The organism is Paenibacillus sp. GL_099_B, assembly GCF_057835695.1.
This window is the reverse complement of sequence record NZ_CM174430.1, coordinates 5381166-5408038: the sequence shown is the minus strand read 5'-3', so window position 1 is coordinate 5408038 and position 26873 is coordinate 5381166. Positions and strand designations below refer to the sequence as shown.

The 26873-nt window shown below is 44.2% G+C and carries 20 protein-coding genes and 1 riboswitch; of the genes, 13 read left to right on the top strand and 7 right to left on the bottom strand.

Annotated features, from left to right (window positions below; genetic code table 11):
• Window positions 1–140: 140 nt before the first annotated feature.
• Window positions 141–734 carry a YdeI/OmpD-associated family protein gene (locus AC3ITG_RS24575; RefSeq protein WP_163757768.1) on the top strand — a complete coding sequence of 198 codons (594 nt, stop codon included), beginning with the start codon at window positions 141–143 and terminating at the stop codon, window positions 732–734.
• 341 nt (window positions 735–1075) lie between these two features.
• On the opposite strand, the gene AC3ITG_RS24570 is transcribed toward AC3ITG_RS24575, so the two are convergent.
• Entirely contained in the window at window positions 1076–1705 is a 630-nt protein-coding gene (locus AC3ITG_RS24570; RefSeq protein WP_163757770.1) for a TetR family transcriptional regulator, read from the bottom strand.
• 178 nt (window positions 1706–1883) lie between these two features.
• Window positions 1884–3209 carry an APC family permease gene (locus tag AC3ITG_RS24565; protein WP_163757772.1) on the bottom strand — a complete coding sequence of 442 codons (1326 nt, stop codon included), beginning with the start codon at window positions 3207–3209 and terminating at the stop codon, window positions 1884–1886.
• 239 nt (window positions 3210–3448) lie between these two features.
• A riboswitch (guanidine-I (ykkC/yxkD leader) is annotated at window positions 3449–3569 on the top strand.
• A gap of 72 nt (window positions 3570–3641) precedes the next feature.
• Between AC3ITG_RS24565 and AC3ITG_RS24560 the strand changes: the two genes are divergently transcribed.
• From AC3ITG_RS24560 to AC3ITG_RS24545, 4 genes are read left to right on the top strand one after another with little or no spacing between them, the layout of a single operon-like run.
• Complete coding sequence (locus AC3ITG_RS24560; RefSeq protein WP_489251633.1) at window positions 3642–4355, top strand: urea amidolyase associated protein UAAP1; 714 nt, start codon at window positions 3642–3644, stop codon at window positions 4353–4355.
• Between the two features lies 1 nt (window position 4356).
• The gene (locus AC3ITG_RS24555; protein ID WP_489251632.1) at window positions 4357–5031 is read left to right on the top strand and encodes an urea amidolyase associated protein UAAP2; all 675 of its coding nucleotides are present in this window, start codon (window positions 4357–4359) and stop codon (window positions 5029–5031) included.
• Window positions 5024–8749: an urea carboxylase gene (gene uca, locus AC3ITG_RS24550; protein WP_489251631.1), complete on the top strand. Its 3726-nt coding sequence runs from the start codon at window positions 5024–5026 to the stop codon at window positions 8747–8749. The genes AC3ITG_RS24555 and uca overlap by 8 nt, the downstream gene beginning before the upstream one ends.
• Window positions 8746–10488, top strand: a complete 1743-nt coding sequence (locus tag AC3ITG_RS24545) for an allophanate hydrolase (RefSeq protein ID WP_489251630.1) — start codon at window positions 8746–8748, stop codon at window positions 10486–10488. The genes uca and AC3ITG_RS24545 overlap by 4 nt, the downstream gene beginning before the upstream one ends.
• 395 nt (window positions 10489–10883) lie before the next feature.
• Here the strand turns inward: AC3ITG_RS24545 and AC3ITG_RS24540 are convergent, their stop codons facing one another.
• The 4 genes from AC3ITG_RS24540 to AC3ITG_RS24525 form a co-directional block, all read right to left on the bottom strand.
• On the bottom strand, window positions 10884–11924 hold the full coding sequence (locus AC3ITG_RS24540; RefSeq protein ID WP_489251629.1) for an alpha/beta hydrolase: 1041 nt from the start codon (window positions 11922–11924) through the stop codon (window positions 10884–10886).
• Between the two features lie 225 nt (window positions 11925–12149).
• The gene (locus AC3ITG_RS24535; protein WP_489251628.1) at window positions 12150–12809 is read right to left on the bottom strand and encodes a DUF554 family protein; all 660 of its coding nucleotides are present in this window, start codon (window positions 12807–12809) and stop codon (window positions 12150–12152) included.
• Between the two features lie 16 nt (window positions 12810–12825).
• On the bottom strand, window positions 12826–14148 hold the full coding sequence (locus tag AC3ITG_RS24530) for an amidohydrolase family protein (protein WP_489251627.1): 1323 nt from the start codon (window positions 14146–14148) through the stop codon (window positions 12826–12828).
• Between the two features lie 198 nt (window positions 14149–14346).
• Window positions 14347–14958 carry a TetR/AcrR family transcriptional regulator gene (locus AC3ITG_RS24525; protein WP_489251626.1) on the bottom strand — a complete coding sequence of 204 codons (612 nt, stop codon included), beginning with the start codon at window positions 14956–14958 and terminating at the stop codon, window positions 14347–14349.
• 257 nt (window positions 14959–15215) lie between these two features.
• On the opposite strand from AC3ITG_RS24525, the gene AC3ITG_RS24520 reads away from it, so the two are divergent.
• The 5 genes from AC3ITG_RS24520 to AC3ITG_RS24500 all read left to right on the top strand — a co-directional run bounded on the left by AC3ITG_RS24520 (window position 15216) and on the right by AC3ITG_RS24500 (window position 21022).
• A complete protein-coding gene (locus AC3ITG_RS24520) occupies window positions 15216–16097 on the top strand; it encodes a hypothetical protein (RefSeq protein ID WP_489251625.1) in 882 nt (293 codons plus the stop codon).
• A 429-nt stretch (window positions 16098–16526) separates the two neighbouring features.
• Window positions 16527–17834, top strand: a complete 1308-nt coding sequence (locus AC3ITG_RS24515) for a reverse transcriptase/maturase family protein (protein WP_489251624.1) — start codon at window positions 16527–16529, stop codon at window positions 17832–17834.
• Window positions 17835–17945: 111 nt separating this feature from the next.
• A complete protein-coding gene (locus tag AC3ITG_RS24510) occupies window positions 17946–18215 on the top strand; it encodes a hypothetical protein (RefSeq protein WP_489251623.1) in 270 nt (89 codons plus the stop codon).
• 198 nt (window positions 18216–18413) lie between these two features.
• Entirely contained in the window at window positions 18414–19451 is a 1038-nt protein-coding gene (locus tag AC3ITG_RS24505; RefSeq protein ID WP_489251622.1) for an ROK family protein, read from the top strand.
• A 371-nt stretch (window positions 19452–19822) separates the two neighbouring features.
• Window positions 19823–21022: an MFS transporter gene (locus AC3ITG_RS24500; RefSeq protein WP_489254526.1), complete on the top strand. Its 1200-nt coding sequence runs from the start codon at window positions 19823–19825 to the stop codon at window positions 21020–21022.
• Between the two features lie 177 nt (window positions 21023–21199).
• Here the strand turns inward: AC3ITG_RS24500 and AC3ITG_RS24495 are convergent, their stop codons facing one another.
• Complete coding sequence (locus AC3ITG_RS24495) at window positions 21200–22960, bottom strand: methyl-accepting chemotaxis protein (RefSeq protein WP_449006494.1); 1761 nt, start codon at window positions 22958–22960, stop codon at window positions 21200–21202.
• Window positions 22961–23226: 266 nt separating this feature from the next.
• On the opposite strand from AC3ITG_RS24495, the gene AC3ITG_RS24490 reads away from it, so the two are divergent.
• From AC3ITG_RS24490 to AC3ITG_RS24480, 3 genes are all read left to right on the top strand, one after another.
• On the top strand, window positions 23227–23460 hold the full coding sequence (locus tag AC3ITG_RS24490) for a hypothetical protein (RefSeq protein ID WP_053779192.1): 234 nt from the start codon (window positions 23227–23229) through the stop codon (window positions 23458–23460).
• 579 nt (window positions 23461–24039) lie between these two features.
• Complete coding sequence (locus tag AC3ITG_RS24485) at window positions 24040–25761, top strand: cache domain-containing sensor histidine kinase (RefSeq protein ID WP_413028345.1); 1722 nt, start codon at window positions 24040–24042, stop codon at window positions 25759–25761.
• Window positions 25754–26830, top strand: coding sequence for a response regulator transcription factor (locus AC3ITG_RS24480; protein ID WP_489251621.1), 1077 nt, complete (start codon window positions 25754–25756; stop codon window positions 26828–26830). Before AC3ITG_RS24485 ends, AC3ITG_RS24480 begins: the two co-directional genes overlap by 8 nt.
• Window positions 26831–26873: the final 43 nt, after the last annotated feature.

Below are 26873 nucleotides of genomic sequence, written 5' to 3'. Positions count from 1 at the left end.
GAAGATGCTGGTCTTGTTTCGTTGAGGTTTAAATTCATTTGGAAAAGTCAATAAAAGCTCTGTAAGCAACGCTGTACAATCCACTGAAAACCAGTACAATTGATCCTATAAGAACATGAGATAAAGAGAGGTATTTCTCCATGACGGATACAAGTGGGAATCGCAAGGTTGACGGCTATCTAAAGAAACTCAAAACGTGGAAGGAAGAGTCCACAAAGCTGAGAGAGATTATTCGGAATTTTGAACTGACAGAGGATATGAAATGGATGCATCCTTGTTACATGCTGGATGGGAAAAACATCGTACTAATTCATGGATTCAAAGAATACGTGGCCATTCTATTCTTCAAAGGTGCTCTGCTGAAGGATACACACGGCATTTTGGTCCAGCAAACGGAGAATGTACAAGCAGAACGCCAGCTTCGTTTCACCAGTCTTGAGCAGATTGTGGAGCAGGAGGCTATGATCAAAGCCTATATCCAACAAGCAATTGAAGTGGAACAGGCTGGATTGCAAGTGGAAATGAAAAAAACTGCCGAATATAGCGTTCCCGAGGAACTTCAGCAGCAATTCGATGAGAATCCTGCCTTCCGAGATGCATTTGAAGCACTGACACCCGGACGGCAGCGGGCATATCTCTATTATTTCTCACAACCAAAGCAATCCAAAACAAAAGTGTCACGAATAGAGAAGTACATGCAGCCGATTCTGGAAGGCAAAGGATTGAATGATTAATAGATGAGTGATGACTAGCGATGCTGTTCCAAGCGATAACGAACCTGAGAAACGTTATTCCTGCCCGAAGGGGAGCGTCAGCCTAAAAAACGGCCCATATTGTCGAGATAACATCTCTGTGATTCGTTACAATTCGGAATTGTACAAAAAAGAGGGAATTAGCGTATCCACAATTCGTTAGAATGAAGCGAATTCCAGAACAAGGCGATAGAGAAAAGGCATCGAGCAAAGCCACAGAGCAAACCCCAAAAGGGCATTCCCTGTCTTCCGTATGACGTATGACAGGGAATGCCTTTTTTATTATGATTTTTAGCTAGAGTCCTTCTATGCTGAGCTACTGATTATACTGAAGCACTAACCAGAGGCCATGTTCTCTGCAATCTGACGTAGGCACGCTCCGCACCGCTGCGTAGCAACTCAACCCACAACCCTTGCAGATGCACCATGAAAAAGGCGAAGGAGCTTTCCGCAGCGGGATAAGGTTTCGTTCTTTGCAAGGGAACAGCAACCTGATATTGTCCAGAGTTAGCAAGGGATATGTAGAATTCCTGATCCGCCGGCTCCTTACTGAACACAGTGAACAAAATCCGCTCCAATTCATCGATATAATGATTACGCAAGTCCTGAATTGGAGCTTGCAGGTGCTGCGGAGGATAAAGGAATGTTTTGAGCATATAAGAAACACTCGGTTCGCTCTCGTAACGATCAATGAAGCTGGACAAGAATTGAAAGAGCACTTCTTTGAAAGCTCCGTCAGAACGAATTTTCGTTAACTGACGGGCGAAGTCCAACTCCTGTGTAAGTGAATCATGCAGTAATTCGAGATACAACGCATCTTTATTTGTGAAATACGTGTAAATAGAAGGCTTCTGTATACCGACTTGTTGTGCAATGGTTTGTAACGAAGTGCCGTCAAAGCCGTGGATGGAAAATAACATCAGGGAAGCTTGTTTGATTCGTTCCAACGTCACAGCAATCCCTCCCGTTACGCGCTATTCTATTACTCTATCTGTTGGCTCTACATGCTGTGTTCTATCAATCCGTCAGTGGGTTAAGCACTACCCGCCAAATCTCGTGTGCCCTCACTAACTGACATGATCAAACGAACAACTGAACAATCAAAGTACCATTGAACAAAATCACCTTTGTTTACAAGGCTTCATCCACTTTGGATATGCTCATGGTTGCGGGCTTCAAACGTTTAACAAGGTAGTATATGAGTCCAGCTACGAGCCATCCGGAGCCAAGCATCAACGAGGAAACATCGAGTAGCGTGATAAGATAAAATACAAATCCGGCACCGAGTAGCGGACATAGGAAACGTACGAACATATCACGGGGAGAACGCTGCTTTTCACGAATAATATAGTGGAATATAACGGATAGATTGACGAACAGAAATGCGGTTAATGCACCAAAACTAACAAACATGATCGCTGTCTCCAGGCTGATAAACATAGCCGATAACGAGATGACACTCATGAGAACAATGTTGAACACTGGAGTTCGAAGTGTAGGGTGGAGTGATGCGAATGCTCGTGGCAACAAGGACGTTTTTCCCATCACGAACATAAGACGTGTTACGGTCGTCATGGAGGACATTCCCTGAGATAGTACAGAGAATATAATGACAAAGGTGAAGATCGAGGCAAGTAAAGGACCACCGATCGATTGCATGAGTTCAAAACCTGCGGAATCGACATGATTAAACGTGAATGAAGGGTACATCTGCTGAATCAGGAAAGCTGTGACGAAATACATTAGTCCTGCCAATAAAACGATGATAATAATGGCCCGAGGGATAGTTTTCCTTGGGTTTTTCGTTTCTTCGGTCATGGTCGTAATGGAATCAAAACCAAGGAACGAGAAGCATACGAGCGAAGCTCCGGCAAGAATAGTGGAAATGGGGACACCATCTTGAGTATTAAGCGGATTCCAGCCTGCGGTGATTCCGCCTTGAAAGGCTCTGTATACAAGTAAGGAGCAAAAACCTGCAATGAACAGGATCTGCATGGATACGAAGATTTTGCTGACATTGGCTGATGTTTTGATCCCGATAATATTAATGATCATGACCACAAGGGTACATAACAGAATCCAGACAAAGGAAGGGATCGAGGTGAATTGTGCGTGAAGATTAATACCGAACATGAGCACGGCGATAATACAGGAGAAGAGATAATCGAGCAGGATGGCCCACCCGACAAGGAAGCCGATAAACGGGTTCATGGATTTGGTCACATAGGTATACGCTGATCCCGACACGGGGAACGCCTTGGCCATCTGACCATAACTTAGCGCGGTGAACAAGATGGCTATAAATGCAAGCAAGTAAGCTGCCAGTAGCATGCCTTTGGAACCTTCATGTAACACACCGAAACTGGTGAAAAAGATCATGGGTGACATCCAGGACAGACCCATGGTCACGACATGAGACAACGATAAGTCTCTTTTCAAAGTTAGTTTATCTGACATAGTATCTCCCCCTGATTTCGGAATGTATCGATTTTTTGCAATAGTGTTTGTCATGACACCTCACATTTAACCAATATTTTTTGTAAATCACAAGCTTTTTTTTCGTAAAACGAGGTGAAAACGCCTGAAAATATAACATGAATCCGATCGCTATATTGAAGAAAATAATTGAAATAAAAATATTCTTGTCACTTTTTTTGTTGTGTGTTAGGATTGTTCACATGAACAACAACCGAATACAAAATGTTTTCTAGGGTTCCGAACGGTGGCTCACACTGTTGCCTGGTCCGAGAGAAAACGCATGGAAGCAGCTGATCTGGCTCACTTCCATGTACACGGCGGGAAAAAAGCCCGGGAGAATGTACCAAATTCATTTTTGGTATTTCTCCCGGGCTTTTTTATATTTTTTTCTACTACACAGGAGGTACTGATATGACTTCAATTCGCATCCAAGCAGGTGGCAAGTGGTCAAGTTACATTAGTCGGGGCAAGAACATTCGAATGACAGCGCTGGGGGATCGCGCTAACCTGACAACACTTCTGTTTCAGGCTTCCGATCCTTCCGAACGTTACAACATGCCGGATTCACTCAAAGCGCAACACACCGCATACCTGACATCAGGTCATGTGTTGATGAGTGATCAGGGCCGTGTCCTTGCATCCATCATTGATGACACGACGGGTTGGCATGATACGTTATCGGGATACACAACACGTCGAAGTACGGATCGCAAATATGGAGTCACGACCTATCAGAAAGAGCGAAATGATTGGTACCGCAGCGGATATGAGAATCTGGTGGTAGAGATGTATCGACATCGCCTGACGCCGCGTGATCTTAGTACGCCGATTAACTTTTTTTCCAAAGTGGTCTGTGAACTGAATGGCACGATGCAATACGAATCTCAACCGACTGCAGGTACTTCGGTAACGCTCCGCACGGAAATGGAACTTCTTCTCGTCGTATCCAATACACCGAATCCGCTGGACCCGGAAGGGCGTTATCCAGATTCAATTATAGAGCTGACGTTCAGTGATGCCGAACCTGTGAAGCAAGATGATCGCTGCCTTGTTCATTGTGAGGAGAATCGGAGAGCATTTGAAAATACCTGGCAAGCACAATCGTTACTGAAAGGGGCCTATTAATATGAGCACAACAACATTTGTAGCGACCACGAGCACACGGGAACCCGTCAAAGCGATCTACGACCACATCATCCCGGCAGGGGATGGATGGATCCATGATCTGGCCGCAGGCCAGGTACTCCGCATTGTCGATCTGGAAGGGAATCAGGCGGTGGATACACTCTTTTATGCTACGGAAGATCCGGGGGATCATTACAGCGCTATTCAAACGATTACCGGACAGCAGAACCTGTATCTGACGACCGGATCAGTGCTGGTTGCCGAGTCGGGGCGGGAACTGCTTCAGATTACCGCGGATACCTGTGGCAGACACGATACGATTGGTGGAGCTTGCTCGGCACAGAGCAATACCGTTCGGTACTCCCATGACACGCTGCCGATGCATAACTGCCGGGATACGTTCATGCTCATGCTGTCGAGTCGCCCGGAGTTCTCCAAACGGGATCTGGCCCCCAATGTCAATTTCTTCATGAATGTGCCGGTTACACCCGAAGGCAAGCTTACATTTGCAGATGGGGTATCGGGGCCAGGCCGGTATGTGGAACTGGTGGCTCTCGCTCCTGTCACGGTGTTGATCAGCAACTGCCCACAGCTTAACAATCCATGCAATGCATACAATCCGACACCTGCTCAGGTGCTGATCTGGGAAGCTGAAGGGAGCGATTCTCATGTTTAAAAAAGTACTCATTGCCAATCGCGGAGCGATTGCCGTCAGAATCATTCGTACGTTGCGTCAGATGGGCATTGCTTCTGTGGCCGTCTACACCCAAGCAGATCGCGATAGTCTGCATGTTGAACTGGCAGATGAATCCATCCTGATCGGTGATGGCCCGGCGAAGGAGAGTTATGTGAATGCCGAGCTTATCCTGAACACGGCCTTGGCGGCTGGTGCAGATGCAATTCATCCGGGGTACGGATTTCTAAGTGAGAATGCGACCTTTGCGAGAGCGTGCGGAGAGCAGGGAATTACGTTTATTGGACCAACTGCGGAGCATATTGAACTGTTTGGCCTGAAACATACGGCGCGTTCCATTGCGGAACAGGCGTCTGTACCGTTACTTCCGGGTACAGGGCTGGTACCATCGCTGGATGTGGCGATGGAACAGGCCGCTGCGATTGGTTATCCGGTTATGCTCAAGAGCACCGCAGGTGGCGGCGGGATCGGGATGCGCATCTGCACGGATGAACAAGCGTTGCAAGAGGCATACGATTCGGTAACCCGACTGGCTGTCGCGAATTTTAACGATGGCGGCGTGTTTCTGGAGAAATATATCGCAAGAGCAAGACATGTCGAGGTGCAAGTTTTCGGTAATGCTTTTGGAGAAGCGGTGGCACTGGGTGAACGGGATTGTTCCGTACAACGTCGGAATCAGAAGATTATTGAAGAGACCCCGGCACCTAACCTGCCGGAAGCAACGCGAAGCGCCATGCATGAAAGCGCCAGAAGGCTTGCTGCGACAGCGGGATATCGTAGTGCGGGTACGGTCGAATTCCTGTATGACCCGGAGACAACACAGTTTTATTTCCTGGAGGTCAACACCCGGTTACAGGTGGAGCATGGGGTAACGGAAGAGGTGCTTGGCGTCGATCTGGTTGAATGGATGGTTCGGGAAGCAGCCGGAGAGATGGAAAGTCTGGCGGCACGGGTTCGTCAGCCGCAAGGTCACAGCTTGCAGGTGCGCCTGTATGCCGAGGATTGTTTGCATGATTTTCGCCCGAGTGATGGCCGGATCGATGCTGTCGTGTGGCCAGAACATGTTCGGGTGGAAACGTGGATTCGCAGCGGTGTACAGGTGACCACCCTGTATGATCCGATGCTGGCCAAAGTAATCGTGCATGCCGAATCCAGACAGGTCGCCATAGAGAGCATGATTGAAGCACTCGCTGCATTGCGAGTATACGGTATAACGACCAACCAGACTTACATTCAGGCGTTTCTGGATACGGAGCCTTTTCGGGAAGGGTTGGTATATACGAACATGCTCGCTGGATTCAGTCCGGCAGAGCATGCCATTGAAGTGCTGGACGGTGGGATTCAGACTACGGTACAGGATTATCCGGGCCGTAAAGGGTATTGGGATATCGGTGTACCGCCTTCGGGTCCGATGGATTCGCTTGCGTTTCGAATCGGCAATCGTCTGCTAGGTAATGATGAAGGTGTGGCGGGGCTGGAAATGACTTTGCGCGGAGGCTCGTACCGCTTCCGTGATGAAATGACATTCTGTCTGACAGGTGCGGAAATGTCTGCAACGCTGGATGGAATACCGATTCCGCTCTACACACCCACACTTGCGGCTCAGGGTTCTACTTTAGTTCTGGGTGAAGCTGTGGTCGGCATGCGGGGTTACCTACTTGTCTTCGGGGGACTGGATATGCCGCTGACGCTGGGCAGTGCGTCAACCTTTACTCTGGGGGAGTTCGGCGGGCATACGGGCAGTGCACTGCGAACGGGTGCGGTATTGCGAGTTCATCCAAAGCGGCAGCAGGAGAAACAGGTAAGTCAGCAGTGGAATCAGGAACAAGAGCAAGTGCAGCAGTCTAAGCAAGAGGGAATGCAGCAACAAGTGCGGCAAGACCAGCAACGGAAAACTGTTTTGCAGCCGCTCTCTCTTCATCAACAACCGGAATTAACCCATAACTGGATGATTGGTGTTATTCCGGGGCCTCACTGCACGCAGGAATATCTGTTACAGGAGTATTTGGAGCAGTTGACGGAGACGGAGTGGGAAGTTCATTTTAACAGCTCACGTACAGGCGTGCGATTGATTGGACCTAAGCCGCTGTGGGCAAGAGAAGATGGCGGAGACGCCGGGCTTCATCCATCCAACATTCATGATAATGCCTATGCGGTTGGGGCACTTGATCTGACCGGAGATATGCCAATTCTTTTGGGGCCGGATGGACCGAGTCTGGGAGGATTTGTATGTCCGGTGACAACGGCGTCAGCGGAGTTCTGGAAAGTCGGACAGCTGTCTCCGGGCGACAAAATAAAGTTTAAGCTGATCACAGTGGAGGAAGCCGAGCAGCTCCGGGATGCACAGCATACCTATCTCGATTCATTGATCGAGGGGGGCGAACGTCTTTCTTTGCCGAAACTGTTGGATATTTCTTCTGGCGCCTATATGCCAATTCTCGCTTATGAGGAGCAGGGACGTCGGTTCAAGATCGGTATTCGTTGCTCTGGTGACGAGAATATTCTGATTGAATATGGAGATCGGGAACTGGATCTTCTGTATCGCTTTCAGGTCTATGTGTTAATGCAAACGGTGCGTGACAGTGGACTGATACCGTTCATCGAGATGACACCGGGCATTCGCTCCTTGCAGATTCATCTGGACAGCAACCGAATGACGGTGAAGGAAGCCGCGGCAATCATTATGGAACTGGATCTGCAGTTGCCGTCGCTGGATTCGATTGAAGTGCCATCCCGGATTGTGAAGCTGCCGCTGTCCTGGGATGATCCGGCCACCCAACTGGCGATTGAACGTTACCAGCAAAATGTACGCCCGGATGCGCCTTGGTGCCCCAGTAATCTGGAATTCATTCGCCGCATGAACGGACTCGGCTCGTTGGAAGAAGTCGCTGAGGTGGTATTTAATGCCTCTTATCTGGTGATGGGACTTGGCGACGTATATCTCGGAGCGCCTGTAGCTGTACCGCTTGATCCGCGTCATCGTCTGGTGACGACCAAATATAATCCTGCACGCACATGGACACCGGAGAATGCGGTTGGCATTGGCGGCGCGTACCTGTGCATTTATGGCATGGAGGGGCCGGGTGGATATCAATTTGTCGGTCGTACGATCCAGATGTGGAACAAATTCAGAGAGACAGCCAACTTCCAGCAGGGCAAACCGTGGTTGCTGCGTTTCTTTGATCAGATTCAGTTCTATCCGGTATCCAAGGAGGAGCTGTTGCAGATGAGAGAGGACTTCCCGCGTGGGCAGATGGTGGTTGACGTGGAAGAGACAACGTTCAATCTGGGTGAATATCTCAGCTGGCTGGAAGAGATTCAGGAGCCTTCCGCACGTTTCCGGGATTCACAGCAGGCTGCATTCCAGCAGGAGCGGGAGTATTGGAAGGAGCTTGGCATCGCAGAACATGTGTCCGAACCGGAAGTTGCGAGTGCGGCGGAGCATGAGGCTTTGCCCGAAGGCAGTCTGGAAGTGAACAGTTCGATGTCCGGCAGTGTATGGAAGGTGCTTGTGGAAGTGGGTCAGAAGGTACTCCAAGGCGAAGACATTATAATAGAAGAAAGTATGAAAATGGAGTTCCCGCAAAAGGCACCGTATGACGGAATTGTCGCTTCCATCTATGTCTCATCGGGGGATCAGGTTCGTGCCGGGGACTGCATTGCAGCTATATATCCTGTAGAAGAGGTGAACGCGTCATGAGCCAATCATCTGTACCAGGGCAATTCACCGTAGCTAACTTGCAAAAAGCTTATCGCCATCGCCACTTCACCCCTCAGGATGTGATCGAGGTTATTATCCAGCGGGCAGAGCATGCCCGGGATCGTAACATCTGGATTCTGCCGCCGACCCTTGAACGGATACAGCCGTTCCTGGATCGACTGGCGCAGATGAAACCGGAGGATTGCGCGTTATGGGGCATTCCGTTTGCCATCAAAGACAATATTGAGGTAGCCGCGTGGACGGTTACGGCGGCTTGTCCTGACTACGCTTATGTCCCGGATCGCCATGCGACCGTGGTAGAAAGACTTATTGCTGCAGGTGCCATTCCGGTGGGGAAATGCAATCTGGATCAGTTCGCCACCGGACTTGTGGGCACACGAAGTCCGTATGGCGATACACATAATGCGCTTCGTCCCGAGCTGATCAGCGGAGGCTCCAGTTCGGGATCGGCCATAGCGGTAGCGTCTGGTCAGGCGGCGTTTGCTCTCGGAACGGATACCGCCGGATCAGGACGTGTGCCAGCAGCGCTAAATAATCTTGTTGGCTATAAGCCGGCGGTGGGTGCATGGTCTTCGGCTGGGGTCATTCCCGCTTGTCGCAGCATCGATTGCGTCACTGTATTCGCTCATGAGCTGGTCGATACACAGCGCGTGGACGAGGTGGTGCGGGGTGTCGATGTGCAAGACCCGTATTCTGTGCATCGCCCGTTGAGTCGAGGGGAGATGCCGCGTACCTTTTTGCTGCCGTCCAATGTACTGGAATTCTATGGTCCTTATGCTATAGCGTATGAAGAGGCATGGTACCGGAAGAAGGAAGCCATTCTTGCATCCGGCGTAGCTGTGAAAGAGATCGATATTGCTATGCTACAGGAAGCGGCGGCGCTTCTATACGAAGGTCCTTTGGTTGCGGAGCGCTGGTCTGATCTGGATGAATATGTGGAGGCACATGGGGAAGCGGTCTTTCCGGTTACGAAGACGGTACTGGAGTCTGGGAAAAAAGAAGCCTTTACCGCTTCAGCCTTGTTCAAGGCTCAGCATCGCTTGGCAGAGATTCGGCGGCACACCGCGACTTTGCTGGAGGATGCCGTGCTGATTCTGCCGACATGCGGGGGAACCTGGACCCGCGAGCAGGTGATTGCGAATCCGATCGAAACGAACAGCAAGATGGGGCTATACACCAACCATTGCAATCTGCTTGATCTGAGTGCCGTGGCGATTCCCGCAGGCTGGGCAGAGGAAGGGCTTCCTTTTGGCATAACACTGTTTGCCCGTCCGGAAGAAGAAGCAAATATCATCTTGGCATCTGAACTTCTGCTTCAGCAGGAAGATGTCATTACGGTTGCCGTGTGTGGACTTCACCTGCGCGGAATGCCACTGGAACCCCAGATGACTGGACTCGGTGCCGTATTCCGGGAAGAGTCGCTGACGGCGCCTGTGTATGAGATGTATGCACTGCCCACCACGCCAGCCAAGCCTGGTCTTGTGCGCACAGTAACAGGCGGCTCATCCATTGAAGTCGAGCTGTGGGATATGCCGCGCGCTTCGTTTGGAGCCTTCACCGCGTCGATCCCCGCCCCGCTTGGCATCGGTCAAGTCGAGATGATCGATGGCAGAAGTGTGAGCGGATTTGTCTGTGAGGCCTATGCTGCGGAAGGTGCCGAGAACATCAGTGACTCGGGCGGATGGAGAAAGTGGATTGAGGCAAGGGTTATATCTTGAGAGGGATTAGCGATATGAATAAATAAGGTGGCAAAAACAAGTCTTTCGGATATGATCTGAAAGACTTGTTGCTGTATGTTTAGATGGGGGAACCAAGTGGTAACTGATAGAAAAAGCGGTGCTTTACCTGAAGTTGTACGTTATGATAATAATCCAGTGATGAAAGGAACGTCTGCACGTATACGGATGGGGTTCAAGTGCGCAAGTCCCACAAACGCAATGTGAAGCGATTGAAGTGGAACAGGCCGGACTAAAAGTGAGAATGAAAAATACTGCAGAATATAGCGTTCCAGAGCAACTTCAGCAGCAGTTCGATGAAAAAAGCAATCCAAAACGAAAGTTTCACGAATAGAGAAATACATGCAGCTGATCCTGGAGGGTAAAGGATTGAATGATTAAGGTTTGTGCTTGATAAAGGCATCTACCATCCAATCAAAGAATCTTTGCTTCTCTTCATAATGTGGGTAATGGGCCGAGTTATTATAGGCAATGAATTCCTTTTGGTTTCCTTCAATCTGGTCAAAAAACACCTTGGCGGCATGGGTTGAAGTCATAAAGTCGTAATCTCCCATGACAAAATAAAAGGGTAGGTCCAGCTTCGTAATCAAGGAAGGCAAAGGACGGCTCATGGCTTCACTTATCAGTATTTCTTGCGAATAAATGATTCCTTTATTATAACGAATGGTATCAAGCATATTGTATTCATGGCTGAACGTCATTCCCAGGAAGCTGGTGTCAGGGCTGTCCATCAACCTTGATGTGCCCCCATAACGTTTAACGATATCTCGCGGCGTGAATGCCTGTCCTTGTTTGATCGGTTCATAGATCTGCTTCAACTGGTTTACGTCTTCATCATTATCAGCCAGCTGGGCTTGCTCCATAACGTAATTCCATCCGTCCATCTCGCTCTGTTGTGTATCTGCCATCTGCCCGATTCCAATGTAGGCTTCATATTTATCGGGTGCTCGATGCGCAGCAAAAGTTCCTATGTATGTTCCGTAAGAATGACCAATCAGGATCACCTTTTTCTTCCCCAGACGTTGAGCAATATAATCCGTGACGGCCAGTGCATCCTCAACTAGCAAATCAGCTGAGAGATTGGAATAGTCCTCGAAAAAATGATAGGATTTGCCGCTTGCTCTCTGATCATAGTTCACAATCGTAAACTGCGATTCTAATAAATCTTGGTACTTTTTCGCGTACGGAAGTTCAGATGCACCCGGTCCCCCGTGTAAATAAAGGATAACTGGGTTGTCCAGATCCTGTCCTCTGATCATGATTTCATGTCCTGTACCGTTGATTTTAACTTGTTCCAATACATGAATAGGGTTTGAACCTTTTATTTTTGGCGTCCATGTTGGAAAATAAAGAACTGCGAGTGATAGCGTTAGAGTCGTAATGCCGAGCCACAAACCTGTTTTTTTCATTTTGTTCATAGGATATGTCTCCTCTGGTTCAATGTCTTGAAGTGATTGTGATTATTGTTCATGAACACATAACTCTATCTTACTTGACTCGTCATTGATTCAAATCGTACGCCAGATTGAATTTGTTCTCAGTCTTAGGTTGGGCATAAAAGACCTCAGTCCTGATGAATTCAGGACCAAGGCCGCCGCTTAACTATCTTTTTATGTTTATGAAAAGACCTCAGCATACTGAAGCTACAGCAGAAAGATCGGGATAAATAAGGCAGGTAGCAGATTCAACACTTTGATCTTCGTAATCTTCAATATGTTTAACCCCGTACAAATCGCCAGGATGCCACCAATGAGAGTAATTTCATTCATGATGTTCGTCGTCATGAAGACGGATAAGAAATCAGCGGAGAAGAAGACCAGAATTTCGATCACCAAAAGAATGAAAGCTGAAAAGATGATGCCGATCCCAAAGGTGGATGCCAGAATCAATGATGTAATACCAGAGAAGATCGTATTGATTTGCAAAAAGGTGTTATCCCCCTGTAATGCACTCTGCAGTGGCCCCAGGATCGGGATCGATCCCACGAACAACAATGAGATGGCAACCGTTAACCCTTCGTTTAAACCATTGGACGAGAATTTGGTCATAATGTTGGACAAGATATGCTCGAAATTAATCAGTTGCCCAATGATTCCGCCTAAGGTAAGGAAGATGATAAACATAATCTGATATTGACTGGTGGAGATGCTGCTAATGGTTGTACTTATGCCTATGATGAGCGCGCTGATCCCAATCACTTGATTGAGTATGGACTTATAACCGTCGTTAATGAACCTTTTGGAGATGGCTCCAAGAGTACTCCCGCATATAATGGAAAAACAATTGATCAATATCCCAAGCATGATTTCACTCCTGAATTCACCAAACTGAGTTTAGAACATCGTCGACTTCTTTGATTCTTGTGACAGATGGTGTTTGAATTAGATTTCCTTTGAGCATGACCATAGAGATGTCTGACAAGGCCTCGATATGTTCCAGCGGATTTTGCTCCATAATAATCAGATCGGCATGTTTCCCGATATCGACCGTCCCTGTAACATCATCAACGCCGAGGATCTTCGCATTGGTTCGGGTCACCATGTCGATGACCTGTTTGTTGTTCAGGTTGGCCTGTCTCATGTAGTGGTCCATCTCTCTCCACATATCGTAGTGAGTCACGTAAGGCATGGCGGCATCAGTACCGATACCAATGATGATGTCGTTTTCGATCGCTTGTTTCACACCTTTGAGCATGGAGTCATAAACGAGTCTGGAGTTCTCTTTTACCGTAGCACTTACCTTTGTTACGTTGGTATCCAGTGAAGCGGATGGATAAGCAGCTTGCAGAGTAGGGATGAGTGCGGTGTAGCCATTCAGGGCATTGGGATTATTTTTGTACAAACGAATGATTTCGTCGTCCATCTCCGAACCGTGTTCGATGGTATCGACGCCACCTTGTAACGCAACCCGTACGCCTTCCGTGCTCTCGACATGCGCTGCCACCCGCAAACCAATCTTATGCGCTTCATCGCAGATCGCCGCAACTTCGTCCACCGTCATCTGTAAACGTCCAGCTTCGCCCACCATTTTCGCATCTGTCACGCCACCCGTCACACAGATTTTGATCAGATCCACGCCGTGTTTCACATTAATGCGCACATTCTTTCGTGCTTCCCACGGAGAGTCGCCCACCAGAGCGAGGAATGGAGCACCATGTCCGCCCGTTACACTTAGGAAAAACCCGGAGATAAGTAGATTAGGGCCGACAAAGTCGCCGTTATTAATCTCATCCCGCAGCTGGACGTCCGTGCAAAAGAATTCCCCCACACTACGCATCGTCGTCACACCCGCATGGAGTGCGGTCAGTGCATTGCGTTTCATGCGTTTTTTCAAAACGTTCCGGCCAAACTTCGTGTTCAATATCCGATCATAGGCAAACAGCAATAATCCTTCACTGACCGAGAGACTGAACGGTTTACCATCTGCAAAGAGATGTACGTGGGCGTTGATCAGTCCTGGCATTACGTATTTCCCTGAGAGGTCGATCGTTGTGTAGTGACCTGGGGTAAGCGGTTCGTTATCTTGACCGATATCCGTAATAAGTCCTTGTTCATTGATGAGAATCGTCATGTTTTTTTGCAGATTGCGGCTTGAGTCACCGTGGATCAGATGGACGTTTTTCAATGCGTAAGCGGTGTTCATGTTGTGTTCCTCCTTAGAATGTGGGTGAGGTGAGTGGTTAGGGGAATGCTAGATACTCTCTCAAAAATGAATAATTAATTCATTTTTAAATCAAAAAAATAGGCTGATCTGTGATGAAGTTTTTTTGCGTGCAAATCAAGTGGAGTTGATATGATCTGCACGCTTTGTCTACCCGGCATTAAGTGATGAGATGGAGCGTTATTCGTTGAGACTCTTCATACCGTACAGTCTGTATACATACAAAGCTTCGAATATTTGCTTCCGGCTGTCTTCACTCATATCCCGCTTCAATAGATCTAAATTCATGTCGATCACATTGTGTGCGAGAATATTCAGCAAGATCAAATTCTCCTCGGTGCCAATTTCATACCGTTTATATTGGTTCTTGAGATAGGCCTTCTTGGTTTCGATCATCAGCTCAACAAGCTCGTTCTTGGCGTTGGTGTAGATCGTGCCTTTATTCTTTTCGAAGATGATGACAATCTGATTCCGGTATTTCCGTAATACGTCCACCTGTTCCTGCAACAGCGCAGACTTTCGCTCGCTATGCGTTTCCTCGAACAAGGTCTGGTTATCGAAGTGAATCGTCTCAACCAGCACATTTTTCAAATAATCCACCAGATCCGGCGGCACAACGGCGTAGAATAGTTCTTTCTTGTTCTTAAAATAAGTATAGATATTGCCCACGGAAATATTGATCTCATCCGCGATATCGCTCATCTTGGCATCCACATAGCCTTTTTCGAAAAAGACCTTGAGCGCCGCATATTCAATCTCTTTCCTGACTTCGTCTTTCTTGGCTTGCACCATCGGGAACGACTCCTTAATAGTGAATGGCTGGTTCGTTATTAGGATAGACCCTTTTTAAGGGGGTGTCAAATGGTTGATGAATTGCAGTTAATAGACTACAAAGCTTTAGAGGATATATGTTATGCTGTGAATGAAGAATACTGTGCGAACGTGTCCGAAAGATAGAATAATAACTCACCGAAAATCGTTATTTATATTTCGTTGGATTAGATTCATGTGTTTAAGCTTTTGATTTAAGAAAAGCAGAGGTGAGAGGAATGAGAGAGTATTTTACACAAAAGGAAATGTTGGATCATATAGGAAAACTGCAGGATAGAGAAAGACAGAAGATAGCATCAATGGGGCTTAGTAATTGGGTGCTTTTCGTAACTATTGCAACATTAAGTTATTTTCTTTTCCCTGGTATAAATTTAATACGAGCTAACTTGTCATATACACTTCTTAGTTATGTACTTTTTTTAAATCTTGCCATTGCTCTGTTTGATATATTTAATTCTAGGTTTAGACAAACAAAGATCGGAGCTTTTAGAGAATTGTCTGGAAGAAGAACCATGGTTGATAGTCAAATAATTCTGCGGGATTTTGAGTTTATATTAGTAGTAATGAGTCTTTTAATGAACGTAGTTGTTTCAATTATGTATCCAATTTATATTATTTTAATAATACCATTTATACATAGACATTTTTGGAATCTATTCGGGATAATATACACTTCATCTGAATGGTTACCAAAAGTTTGGAATAAATTGATAAAATTCTTTAACGAAAAAGCTTCCATTTCTGAGGAAGAAGCAAAGCGTATGAGTGAAGAGAAAGAACAGTTAGAATATGTTGATGTGAGGAAGTATTCAAAAAATAAAATTGTATTATTACTTTTATCGATAATTCCTTTTCTGTACCGATTCTTAATGGATAATCTTACTGATTTAGATCTCAAGCTGAATTTATATGGCTTCATTTTAGTGTTGATTACTTTTATGATTCAATTTTTATTCGTAATATTCTCAAAAAGAATGAAAATTGGATGGCTTGAAACATTTGAAAGGGAAATTATACAAAACAACTTATCCGCTTCAACAATTAGAGCAAGGTTAACCAAAGAATATTATAGCTTAAGTAATATTGATGACTACTTCTAGTGCTAGGGACAACTAGTATAAGTAATTGCTACATATAACTAAAATTTTGTGTTTTACAAATTTCAACATATAGCTTGAAAATATATCAAAATATGCTATAATTTCTTTACTTCATATTTTAGATATGAAGGTTGGAGATTGTTGTCAATCTGTTTATGAACAATTCTTGAAAGTATAATAAGAATCTGTTCTCAGTTGATAGCTGATCGGTAATCATGAATGTAATTAACCAGAGTACAATCTTGGTCACTGAGCATCCCTCCTTAACTATTATATCATAGTTGCTAATTCGGGAAAATTTGGGTAGTTGGATTTAGCGTGCACTCATTTAATTATCGCAACTAAATACAAGTTTTTAAGCTATACCTGCCATCTAAGGGATACTACCCCCCGTGTTGGCAGGTATTACGCTTTTTAAGGAGAATTTGAGTGGAACTTCGGGAATGGAAGGAAAAAAATAAGCATAGAAGAAATTATGCACATTTTGATTCAAAGATTTCTTTAAACAGAGTTTGGAGCTATATAAGTAATCCTGAAAAAGTAGCGAAACATGGATTTTATCCATTTATACACTATACGATTATCTTTCATAAATTTAATAAAAGGAAAGGTAAGTTAAAAAAATATCGTGAAATTTATTACTCCGGACATAGGGATCGATACATATATCAATACTACGGATTTAAATTAAACCAGTTATATAATGCAAGAGTAAAACTTGATAATACTGATGATGTGGCAATAGCTTATAGGAATAACATGCATAAAAATAATATTCACTTTGCTAAGAGAGCTATTGATTTTATCAAAAGCCAAAAAGAATGTTATGTAATTATAGGTGATTTCACTAAATTTTTTGACAGCTTAGATCACTTATATTTAAAACAAATGATATGTAGTTTATTAGAAGTAGAGAGATTGCCAGAAGATTATTTTGCGGTTTATAAGAATATAACAAAATACTCAAAGTGGGATCTTAAAATCCTCCTTGAACTAAACGGTTTGGAAAATGACATGAGTGCCTTCAATAAATTGGAGTATGCTATCCCACCAAACGAATTTAAAAAGTTAGTAAAAAAATATGCAGAAGCTAATCCCAATGATTATGGAATACCACAGGGATCTGCAATAAGTGCAGTTCTTTCAAATATATATATGTTAGATTTTGATAAAGCAATTAATGATTTTGTCAAAAATAATAAGGGGTTATACATGAGGTATAGCGATGATTTTATAGTTATACTTCCTAAAGAAGATTTGAATGGATTTCAAAAGAAATTCCAATTTATTAATTCAATTATTATTAATACTCCTAATGTTGACTTAGAACCAGATAAAACACAAATCTTTGAATTTGATAAAGGTAAATTGATAAGCTCTAATGAAAAAGTATTGGACAATGTTAAGAATGGAAGCAATATTATGAATTATTTGGGCTTTTCTTTTGATGGCAATAATGTTGCTTTAAAAGACAAGACGATCTCTAAATATTATTATAGAATGTATAAAAAGTTAAATAATATCATTGCTAATAGTGGTTTAACCAAAAAAGGAAATAAAGTGAGTTTCGAAAATTTATATAAAATATATTCAATTAAGGGTTCTGAAATTGAAAAAGGGAATTTTATATCATATGTAAAAAGAGCTGAAAAAATCTTTAAAGATGAGAAAAACATTGGAACAGTGAAGAGAAGACATATGCAAAAAATAAGAAAACAAATAAATAAAATTAATTAAAATGAAACTGAGAGTAACAGCCATTTTTTTCTTATTACTTAGTGGTACGTCTTTAAGTACCACATCCACTCTGTCGATATGATAATCTCTCCTTAACAAAGGAGTGGTGACATGACAAGTACCAACAGCGATGACCTCGCTTTGCAGTACACACAACTCGTCCAACAGGAAGATGATTACGTCGACCAACTGGTCACTTGCAACAAACTTATCCTAGACGCCATGGACATCATCGCAAAGCAGGCAGGTGTGCTTGAGATGGATACTGTGAAACGGGCTGCATATCATCTTCATTCCATGGAACAGGACCTAAACCGAAAGTTATTTAAAGTCCGACTGGAGAAGAGCATCTTGGCAAATCAAATGAGTCAGTCTACATAAAACCACCTTAACTAAAGGACAGCGCAGGATCATATAAGATGATCTTGAACTGTCTTTTTTCTTTCCATCCAAACGTTTATCGCTCCTAATTTAGCATTGACTTTCCTCCCAAATCCCCCTACACTTCAATTATTAAAATACTTTTAAAAACATTCATTGAATGGTTTGAAATGAACGAAAGGAGGTATATAACTTACCATGTTACCCACATCACACAACACCCAGCAGGTGAAGCGGATCAACGTTGAATTGGTAAAGAATACGCTCCGATCCATGGGCGTAGGAACGAAGGCTTCCATTGCGAATCTGACAAAACTGAGCGTGGCGACATGCGGCACGATCCTGAACGAGTTGCTTCAGACGGGTGAGATTATCGATCTGGGTCCAGATGAATCGAGTGGGGGAAGACCTGCCAGTCGGTATCAATTCAATGCGGACTACGCCAGTGTACTGTGTCTGATTATTCGAACAGAAGGCGGCATTCACTCAATCACACATACATATGCCAATCTGAACGGAGAGATGGCGGACGAACAGACGCTCATTTTGGAAGAGATTAATGTCACGGTGGTAGAGGATCTGATTGCAAATCTGATCGAACAACACCACAATGTGCAGGCTATTGGTATCGGCATACCTGGGGTGGCGCACAACGGGGTTATTGGGATTTGCGACGTACCGGAGCTGATGTATCAGCCACTTGGGCCAAGGCTCAAGGAGCAGTACGATGATGTGGAAGTAGTCATTGGCAACGACATGAATCTCACGGTGTACGGACTGTATAACCAGCAGCAATTTGAGGAAGAGAAGAACTTCGCGGTGGTTACGTTTCCTGAAAACCATTTTCCAGGTGCGGGTTTTATTATTGACGGTCGTCCGCTCACAGGGAACACGCAATTTGGGGGCGAGGTATCTTTTCTGCCATTTGGCGTGTCACGGGAAGAACAGCTGAGAATGTTGAAAACTACTGAAGGGTTGCAGGAACTTGTGGTACAAACGCTGGTATCCATTATCGCGATCATTAACCCGGCTACGATTGTAGTCACAGGTGATACGATGGACCCGGCGATGAGGGATGGCCTGACGCAAGGCTGTCTGGATCGAATGATTCCACTGGAGCATATGCCGGAGTTGATTATTCAGAGAGACACTCGGCGCGAATATGTGACTGGGCTGGTCGCTGTTACACTGGAGAGCCTGACCTACCGCATCCAGGTGATTGAGAAGCAGTGGTAAACGAACAATGAAGTTTAAGATGGTTATTTTTATCCGAGTAGTGAAGTGTAACAATCCTTCTATATTCATTGAACTAATCAATTAAACAGTAACGGAGAGGACAGAAAAAACCTGAAAAAGCGAAGCGGTCGCCTAAAAGCTTTCTGAAAGAAAGCTACATCGGAAGCATACGCTTATCTCCGGATTTTCCCTTTGAGAAAAAGAAATCGAAGAAATCTGGGGATAAGAGCGATTGGAAGGTTGTTCTGTCATCGTAGTGTCCGTGTTAATTACCTTTAAGTTCAACTTATATAGACACAATGGAGGAACTTATTTTGAATCAGCAAGCAGGTACGCAAGGGAACAAACGAAAGTTCAACAAATTGTATGCCATGCAACTGGCAACAATTTTTCTGGGATTTATCGTATTTGGTATATCGGAAAATATTAAGGGACCAGCCATCCCACGCATTCAATTCGACTTCAATCTGGATGAGAAACAGCTTGGGACGTTATTGTCCCTGAATGCACTGGGGTACCTGATCGCCTGCTCCTTCACCGCCATCCTGGTACGCAAATGGGGCATTAAGGCGGTTAGCATCATTTCGTTTGCATCGATGATTCTCTCGGGTGTGTTCATTTACGTATCTCATACATATCCACTCTTTGCTTCATCATACTTCTTCATGTACATCGGAAACGGCATGCTGGAGATTGCTTTGGCAATCCTAGGTGCGCGGATCTTTGTGAAAAACACAGGTACGATGATGAACCTTTCCCATTTCTTTTATGGGTTGAGTTCAACGGTAGCTCCTTTGCTGGCGACAGGTGTGATGTCGTTGCATGTGTTTGGTCACGAACTGGACTGGCGCGGTATGTATCTGGTGATGTTGTCGCTCTGCCTGCTGCCGATTATTGCGGCGCTGCGCAGCAAGTTTCCGGGGGATGATCTTCCTCATGAAGATCGGACTTCACTCAAGACGTTAACACGTGATCCAGCCATCTGGCTGATGGTGCTCATTCTTTCTTTTGGCGTGGTATCTGAACTGGCGGTTGGGGGTTGGCTCGTTAACTTTCTGGAGAAAGCCTATACGTGGGACACGGTCAAAGCATCTGGCCTGCTGTCTGCGTTCTTCCTCAGCTTCTCGTTGGGACGCCTGCTGCTAGGGCCGCTTACGGACCGGATCGGATTCGTATTGTCGTTGATTCTATTTTCTGCTTTCTCGGCGGTATGTACGTTCGTCGCCATTGCAGGCGGAGAGGGGCTGGCATTCTTCTTTGCCGTATCGGGAGCGGGTATTGCGATGATCTATCCAACAGTCATGGCATTTATCGCACGCAGATATCCAAACGGCAGTGACACTGCGATTACGTTCACAGTTACCCTGATGGGGATTGGTAGTGTCATCGGTAACTATGTGATTGGTTGGGTGATTGAAGGTGTGAAGAATATGTACGGTCCAACGACTCAGTTGGGGCTGCTGCGCGGACTTCAGGCGGGGTACGGATTCATCGGACTATGTGCTGTGATCTGTGCGGCATCTGGAATAGTGTTGTACGGGTATCTGAAGCGGAAGCAGGAACTGATTTAGATATGTAGATTTGATGTAGAAAGGAAATAAAGTGTTGATTGACGACGTTTCTTTAAGCTAACGGGATACGATAACTCAATAAAAACAAGGAGGCAGCCGATCAACGTGATCGGCTGCCTTTGTTCAATTAACTTAGGTTAGTTCATAACTGCAAGTGCAGTCACAAATTTTTAGAGATTAATACTTAAATTGAATTGTCAAACGCTCTAACTGCTGTGACATATCCGACAAGGTTGTGGCTAAGCTCGTAATTTGCTCCATTGAAGCCAGTTGTTCTTCTGAAGATGCAGCTATATTTTGTGAGTTGTCTGCAGCTTGAAGCGCAAGATTGGAGACCTGCTCTTGACCCGCTGTTATTTCCTGGACACTTGCAGTTATCTGCTGTGTAACACTGGCGAGTTCTTCCGTTTGTTGCGCGATAAAGTTTGTGGACCCCACAATTTTGTTGAACTGTTGTTCTGTCTCACTAGCAATCTGTATACCGGAGTCAACGTCCTGTTTAACTCGTTCCAACGTTTTAAGAGATTGCTCTATGTCTGTACGCATATCATGAATCAACGTGGAAATCTGCCCGGATGACTGATTCGATTGTTCAGCAAGTTTTCTCACTTCAGCAGCAACTACGGAGAAACCGCGGCCTTCTTCTCCTGCACGGGCAGCCTCAATCGAAGCATTTAAAGCCAGAAGGTTAGTCTGCTTTGCGATATCCGTAATGGCATGTAGCATCGTACCGATCTGCTGGCTGCGTTCATCAAGCATCCTCATTACTACATCGGTTTCATTAACGGAATGGTTAATCAGGTTCATTTGCTTCGTCGTGTGCTCTATGGCAGTACTACCTATATTCGCTAATTCCATCGCATCAACAGAAGAATCAGCAATAGTTGATGAGCTTTCCGCTATTCGCTGGATACCAATTGATATTTCCTCGAGTGAGTTGGTTGTCCTTTGAAGCATCATTTGTTGCTCTTGTGCGCCGACTGCGGATTCTTGGATCGAAATGGTGATATTCTCAGTTGCTTGACTGGTGTGCTCTGCCCCAAGGGTCAATTCTTTGGAGGATGAAGCTACCTGCTTTGTGGAGAGATCGACTTGTCTAATAAGATGTCTCATGTTTTTAATCATTTCATTAAAGTCTTTAGACAGCTCGCCTATTTCATCTTTGGACTTCATTTTGACTTCTTCAACGGTTAGATCACCGTCCGCAACTGACTTCAGTCGTTTGGCGATCTTAAGGATAGGCTTCGTTAGACGCCCTGAGACGATGCTGACGATAACTGATCCGAGAACTACTGCAACTGCCGTAACCATTATTACAAGATAAAGAACTTGCGTTGCACCGCTGTTGAACTCACTTAAATATGCACCTGAACCAATTATCCAGCCCCAATGTGGATCCATTTCAACATATGAAACTTTCGTTTCTATTTCACCTGTATCAGGTAGAGCCCACTTGTAGGTGACAAATCCCCCTCCTGCTGATCCAACCTTAACAAGCTCTTTCCCCAAATACACGCCATCTTCCGTTACGACATCTGTCAAATCCTGACCTTCATTTGAAGGATTCATCACGGAATGAGCACCCTTATCAACTGCCCATGGATATCCTGTTTCCCCTACAGTATATTCACTTTTTACAGGCCGCTTATTATCTGCATTTTTTTCACCGAGCAGTTCGACGCGGAGTTTTTCCTGTGCTTGCTCCAATGTTAAATCTCCGCTCTCTACTTGCTCATTGAGGAGGCTAATCATGCCAATAACCATATTCACACTATTTTCAAGTGCTGCCTTGCCTGATTCATTCATTTCATTTTTCGAAACCGTATACGAAGTGAACCCTATCACGATCGTGGGCACAATTAGTATAGCCAAGCATAGAGTGACTAACTTTGTTCTCAAAGATCTCATTTTTAGTATTGATATAATCTTTGTTTTCACTGCATTTCCCCCTCAACACATCAATTTACAGCTCCCATAACTTTAATAGTTAAAATTTAAAATAAAAGTCTGTACATAATATATCGAAAAAATATACTGTAAAATGAAGTCCTTGATCTATGCCTTTCCTCTTATCTAAATCCACTTGACCTACTAATAACATTACGACTAGGATTTCGTGTTGGTTTATTGGTTTTTGTATAGAAATGCTGTTAATGGACTACGCTTAAGGTTAAATGTGATCTTATGAAGGAGGGCATCGCTTTTTGAAATTTGAACTAGGACGTTGCTTACTGAATGAACGATTGATGGAATCCGGAAAATCAGCGGAATGGCTGGCAAAAGAATTGCTTTTTAAACCGGAACGAGTTTACGACTTTATTGAAAACAAAAGAGTGATGCCACTCAAAATTGCCATATCGATCGCTGATTCCGTCGGTTGTGATGTTCGTGCCTTGTATGAGTTAATTCCAAATGATTATGAAGTAATGGGAGATTAATGGAATAAGTGGAATAAGTGGTAGGTTCAATTAAGGCTACACATGTTGATTCATTAAGCTAACGGGCAGGATAGCGTAACTAGGGCGACTTGAAAAATTGGAACCGCAATCGATATATAATCGTAAATAAGGTTCCTTTTAAATCATCCTCAAACAAATATAAAAAAAGTTCTTATCCTGAGTAAGGATTAGCACTTTTTCTACCACCAATTGTCGAGGGACAAGAACATACTCCCATTGAAGTCGCTATTTTAGCGGCTTTTTTTATTTTATCGGTACAAGTTCGTATCCCGAGCCTTGAAACAGGTTATGCCGAGGGAAAGGCTTGTACCGATTATCGTTTAGGCAAGTATCTAATTAATTTTAGTCCACTATTTCATAAAGCTAACGGGCTGGTATGCAACCTTTTCACGGACTCAGCTACCTAAAGAACAGTTAAATTCTTATTTTCTTATTGTTTTACTAGGGAATATAAAGTATTTTTTAATAGGGTATTACCTTAAATGTTTATATTAGTACTTCTTTATGGATCGGTTCTAATATGCTGGAAGTGGTTATGCGGTAAGGGGAGAATTCAGAATGAAAATAAGAATAAGACATAAGCTAGTGTTGTTTGTATTGATCGGTGTTCTACTGACGAGTGGCATCAGCCTTTTATACGTACAAAATATGCATAAGTTATATGAACAGATTGTCTATGAACAAACAAGTGAGAAGCTGTACTTGTATTCAGAGCGAATTGAGGACAAGCTAGCAGCCATTGATCGTATGACACAATCGATAGCAAGTGACGCTGACATTCAACATGGGTTAGAGAAGATAAAGCAGAACAAGAATAGTCGCGAAACCTATTATGCGATTCATGCAATGGAAGAGAAGCTGTTATCGTACCGTTTTTTTAATTATCCGATTCGCTCTGTAGCGATTATTGATTATTGGGGCAATGATTACTGGCTGGGCACAACTAAGGATGAGACTGCACCAGCTTATAGTAAGCAATTTATTGCAATGGCCGCTCAGAAAGAAGGGGGAAGCCTGTGGAAGGGTGGGGAAAGAGATTCCAAGATTTTTACTTCCCTAAGGGAAATAAGAGCAGTGAAGAGTATGGATTTTCCATCATTAGGGACGTTAATTGTTCGAGTGAATGCGAGTGATTTGATTGAATCCATAGGCTCTAATCACTCATCTTCCAATAATAAATTGCTCATCTATGAAGATCATACTCCAATCTATTGGAATGATGAGCAGTGGAAAGATAAGCCTATGCCAAGCTCTTTAATACAGAATGAACGATCAGGTGAACGCTATGAGATGATCACGTTAAATCATCACAAGTACTTGAGTACCTTATCTACAATGAGCTTTACAGGTTGGACATTAGTGAACCTTGTACCATACGAATCGTTATTTCAGCAAGCCATTCTGATGAAGAAAATCCTACTGCTTTTATATACTTTTATTCTAGTCTCACTTGTGTGGATAGGCTTAATATTTGCTAGAAGCATTACACGTCCTTTGGAGACGCTGGCTTTTCGGATGAGCAAGGTAGAGCAAGGAGATTTTGTCACTTATCGAGAAGAGCCTGTGAGAAATGGGGATGAGATCGGATGGTTAACGAATAGCTTTGATAAAATGACAGTCTCATTAGACCGCTTAATTAAGGATAACTACATCAAGCAAATCCATATCAAGGAGTCTCAGTATGAAGCGCTGAAGGCGAAGCTGAATCCTCATTTTCTCTACAATACGCTTGATTCTATTAACTGGCTAGCACGCAGACAGGGACAAGAGCGCATCTCTAGTATGGTCAAAGCTTTGGGTGATATGTTGCGAAGTACAACAAGTAGAAAGGAAATGACCATGTTACAGGAAGAAATACAGCATGTAAATAACTATTTACTCATTCAGAAATATCGATTTGAAGAACGGCTGCAATGTGAAATCAATATCCCTGATGAATTAAACAGATGTTATATTCCTGCAATCATCCTCCAGCCTATTGTTGAAAATGCTATTAAGTACGGTATTGATGAATTGACAGGGGAATGTCACATTACGATTAGTGGAGAACGTTTTGGCGAGCAATTAGATATTTGGATTGCGGATCAAGGTCCAGGGATGGACACACATTATTTAGAGCAAGACTCAGGAGATGGAATTGGACTAAGAAGCATTCATGAACGTTTGCGATTACTGTATGGAGAGCCATATGGTATTGGAATTTTGGAAGGCATAGATCAAGGAACCATTATTCGGATTCGAATTCCTGTTTTATTGAAAGAGGGAGTAAGTTATGTCTAGTTATCGGGTATTAATCGTCGATGATGAACGAATGGCAAGAGAAGGTATTGCAGAAGCCATAGACTGGATTACCCTTGGTATGGAGTTGGTAGGGACAGCTATCAATGGACAGCAGGCATTAGAGAAGATTCAAGAGCTCCAGCCGGATGTAGTCATTACGGATATTAAAATGCCTATTATTGACGGTCTTCAATTAATTGAGCAGGGCTCAAAGATTTCTTCTGAGATAATATTTATTGTATTATCAGGATTTGGAGAATTTGAGCTAGCTACTCAGGCGATGCGTTTTGGGGTGCGACGGTATTTATTAAAGCCAAGTGATGAGCATGAGATTACTGAAGCTTTGCATTGGTCTAAGGGTGAGGTAGATGCAATTCGCAGTAATTTTGCGAAAAATAGACAGCCCATTGCTTCGATTACGCCCCAAAGTCAAGGGATCATTTCTTCCTCTATACCTAGCGATTTGCTGCAGGCGATTGTTGATGCTGATGAAGCCCAATTAATGAGGATATCGCGATTATGGATCGAGCAATTATTAAGCGAGGGGGTATCATTACAAGCCATCCAAGACAACAATAATCATGTCCTATCCTATATCCGCAATCAGTTGAAATCAGAATGTGGCATTAGTACAGCACCTGCAGTTGTAGAGAGTCAAGATATACAAGCGTTCCAGAAGGAGTTAGGAGAGCTGTATACAAGCTATCATTATCGTAAGATTGATAAGAAGGCGATGCTGGTTATAAAAATAAAGCAATTAACCATCCAGCATATTCAGAGTAGACGGCTTTCTTTGCAATGGCTAGCTCAGCATTATTTATTTCTTAACTCCGAATATTTAGGCAAGCTGTTTCGACAAGACACAGGAGAGAAGTATACCCAGTTCTTGACCTCTGTTCGCATGAAAAAAGCGAAGGAGCTATTGCTTTCACATCCTACAATGAAAATTTATGAAGTAGCTGAACAGTGTGGATTTGAGCAAGATCCACAGTATTTTTCCAATGTATTCAAGAAATTTTATGGGTTTACACCTAATGAATATCGTAAACAGCATTTGGAGAACAACTAACTAGTACGGTTTTTTACAATAAAAAACTCGGATTTTTTATATT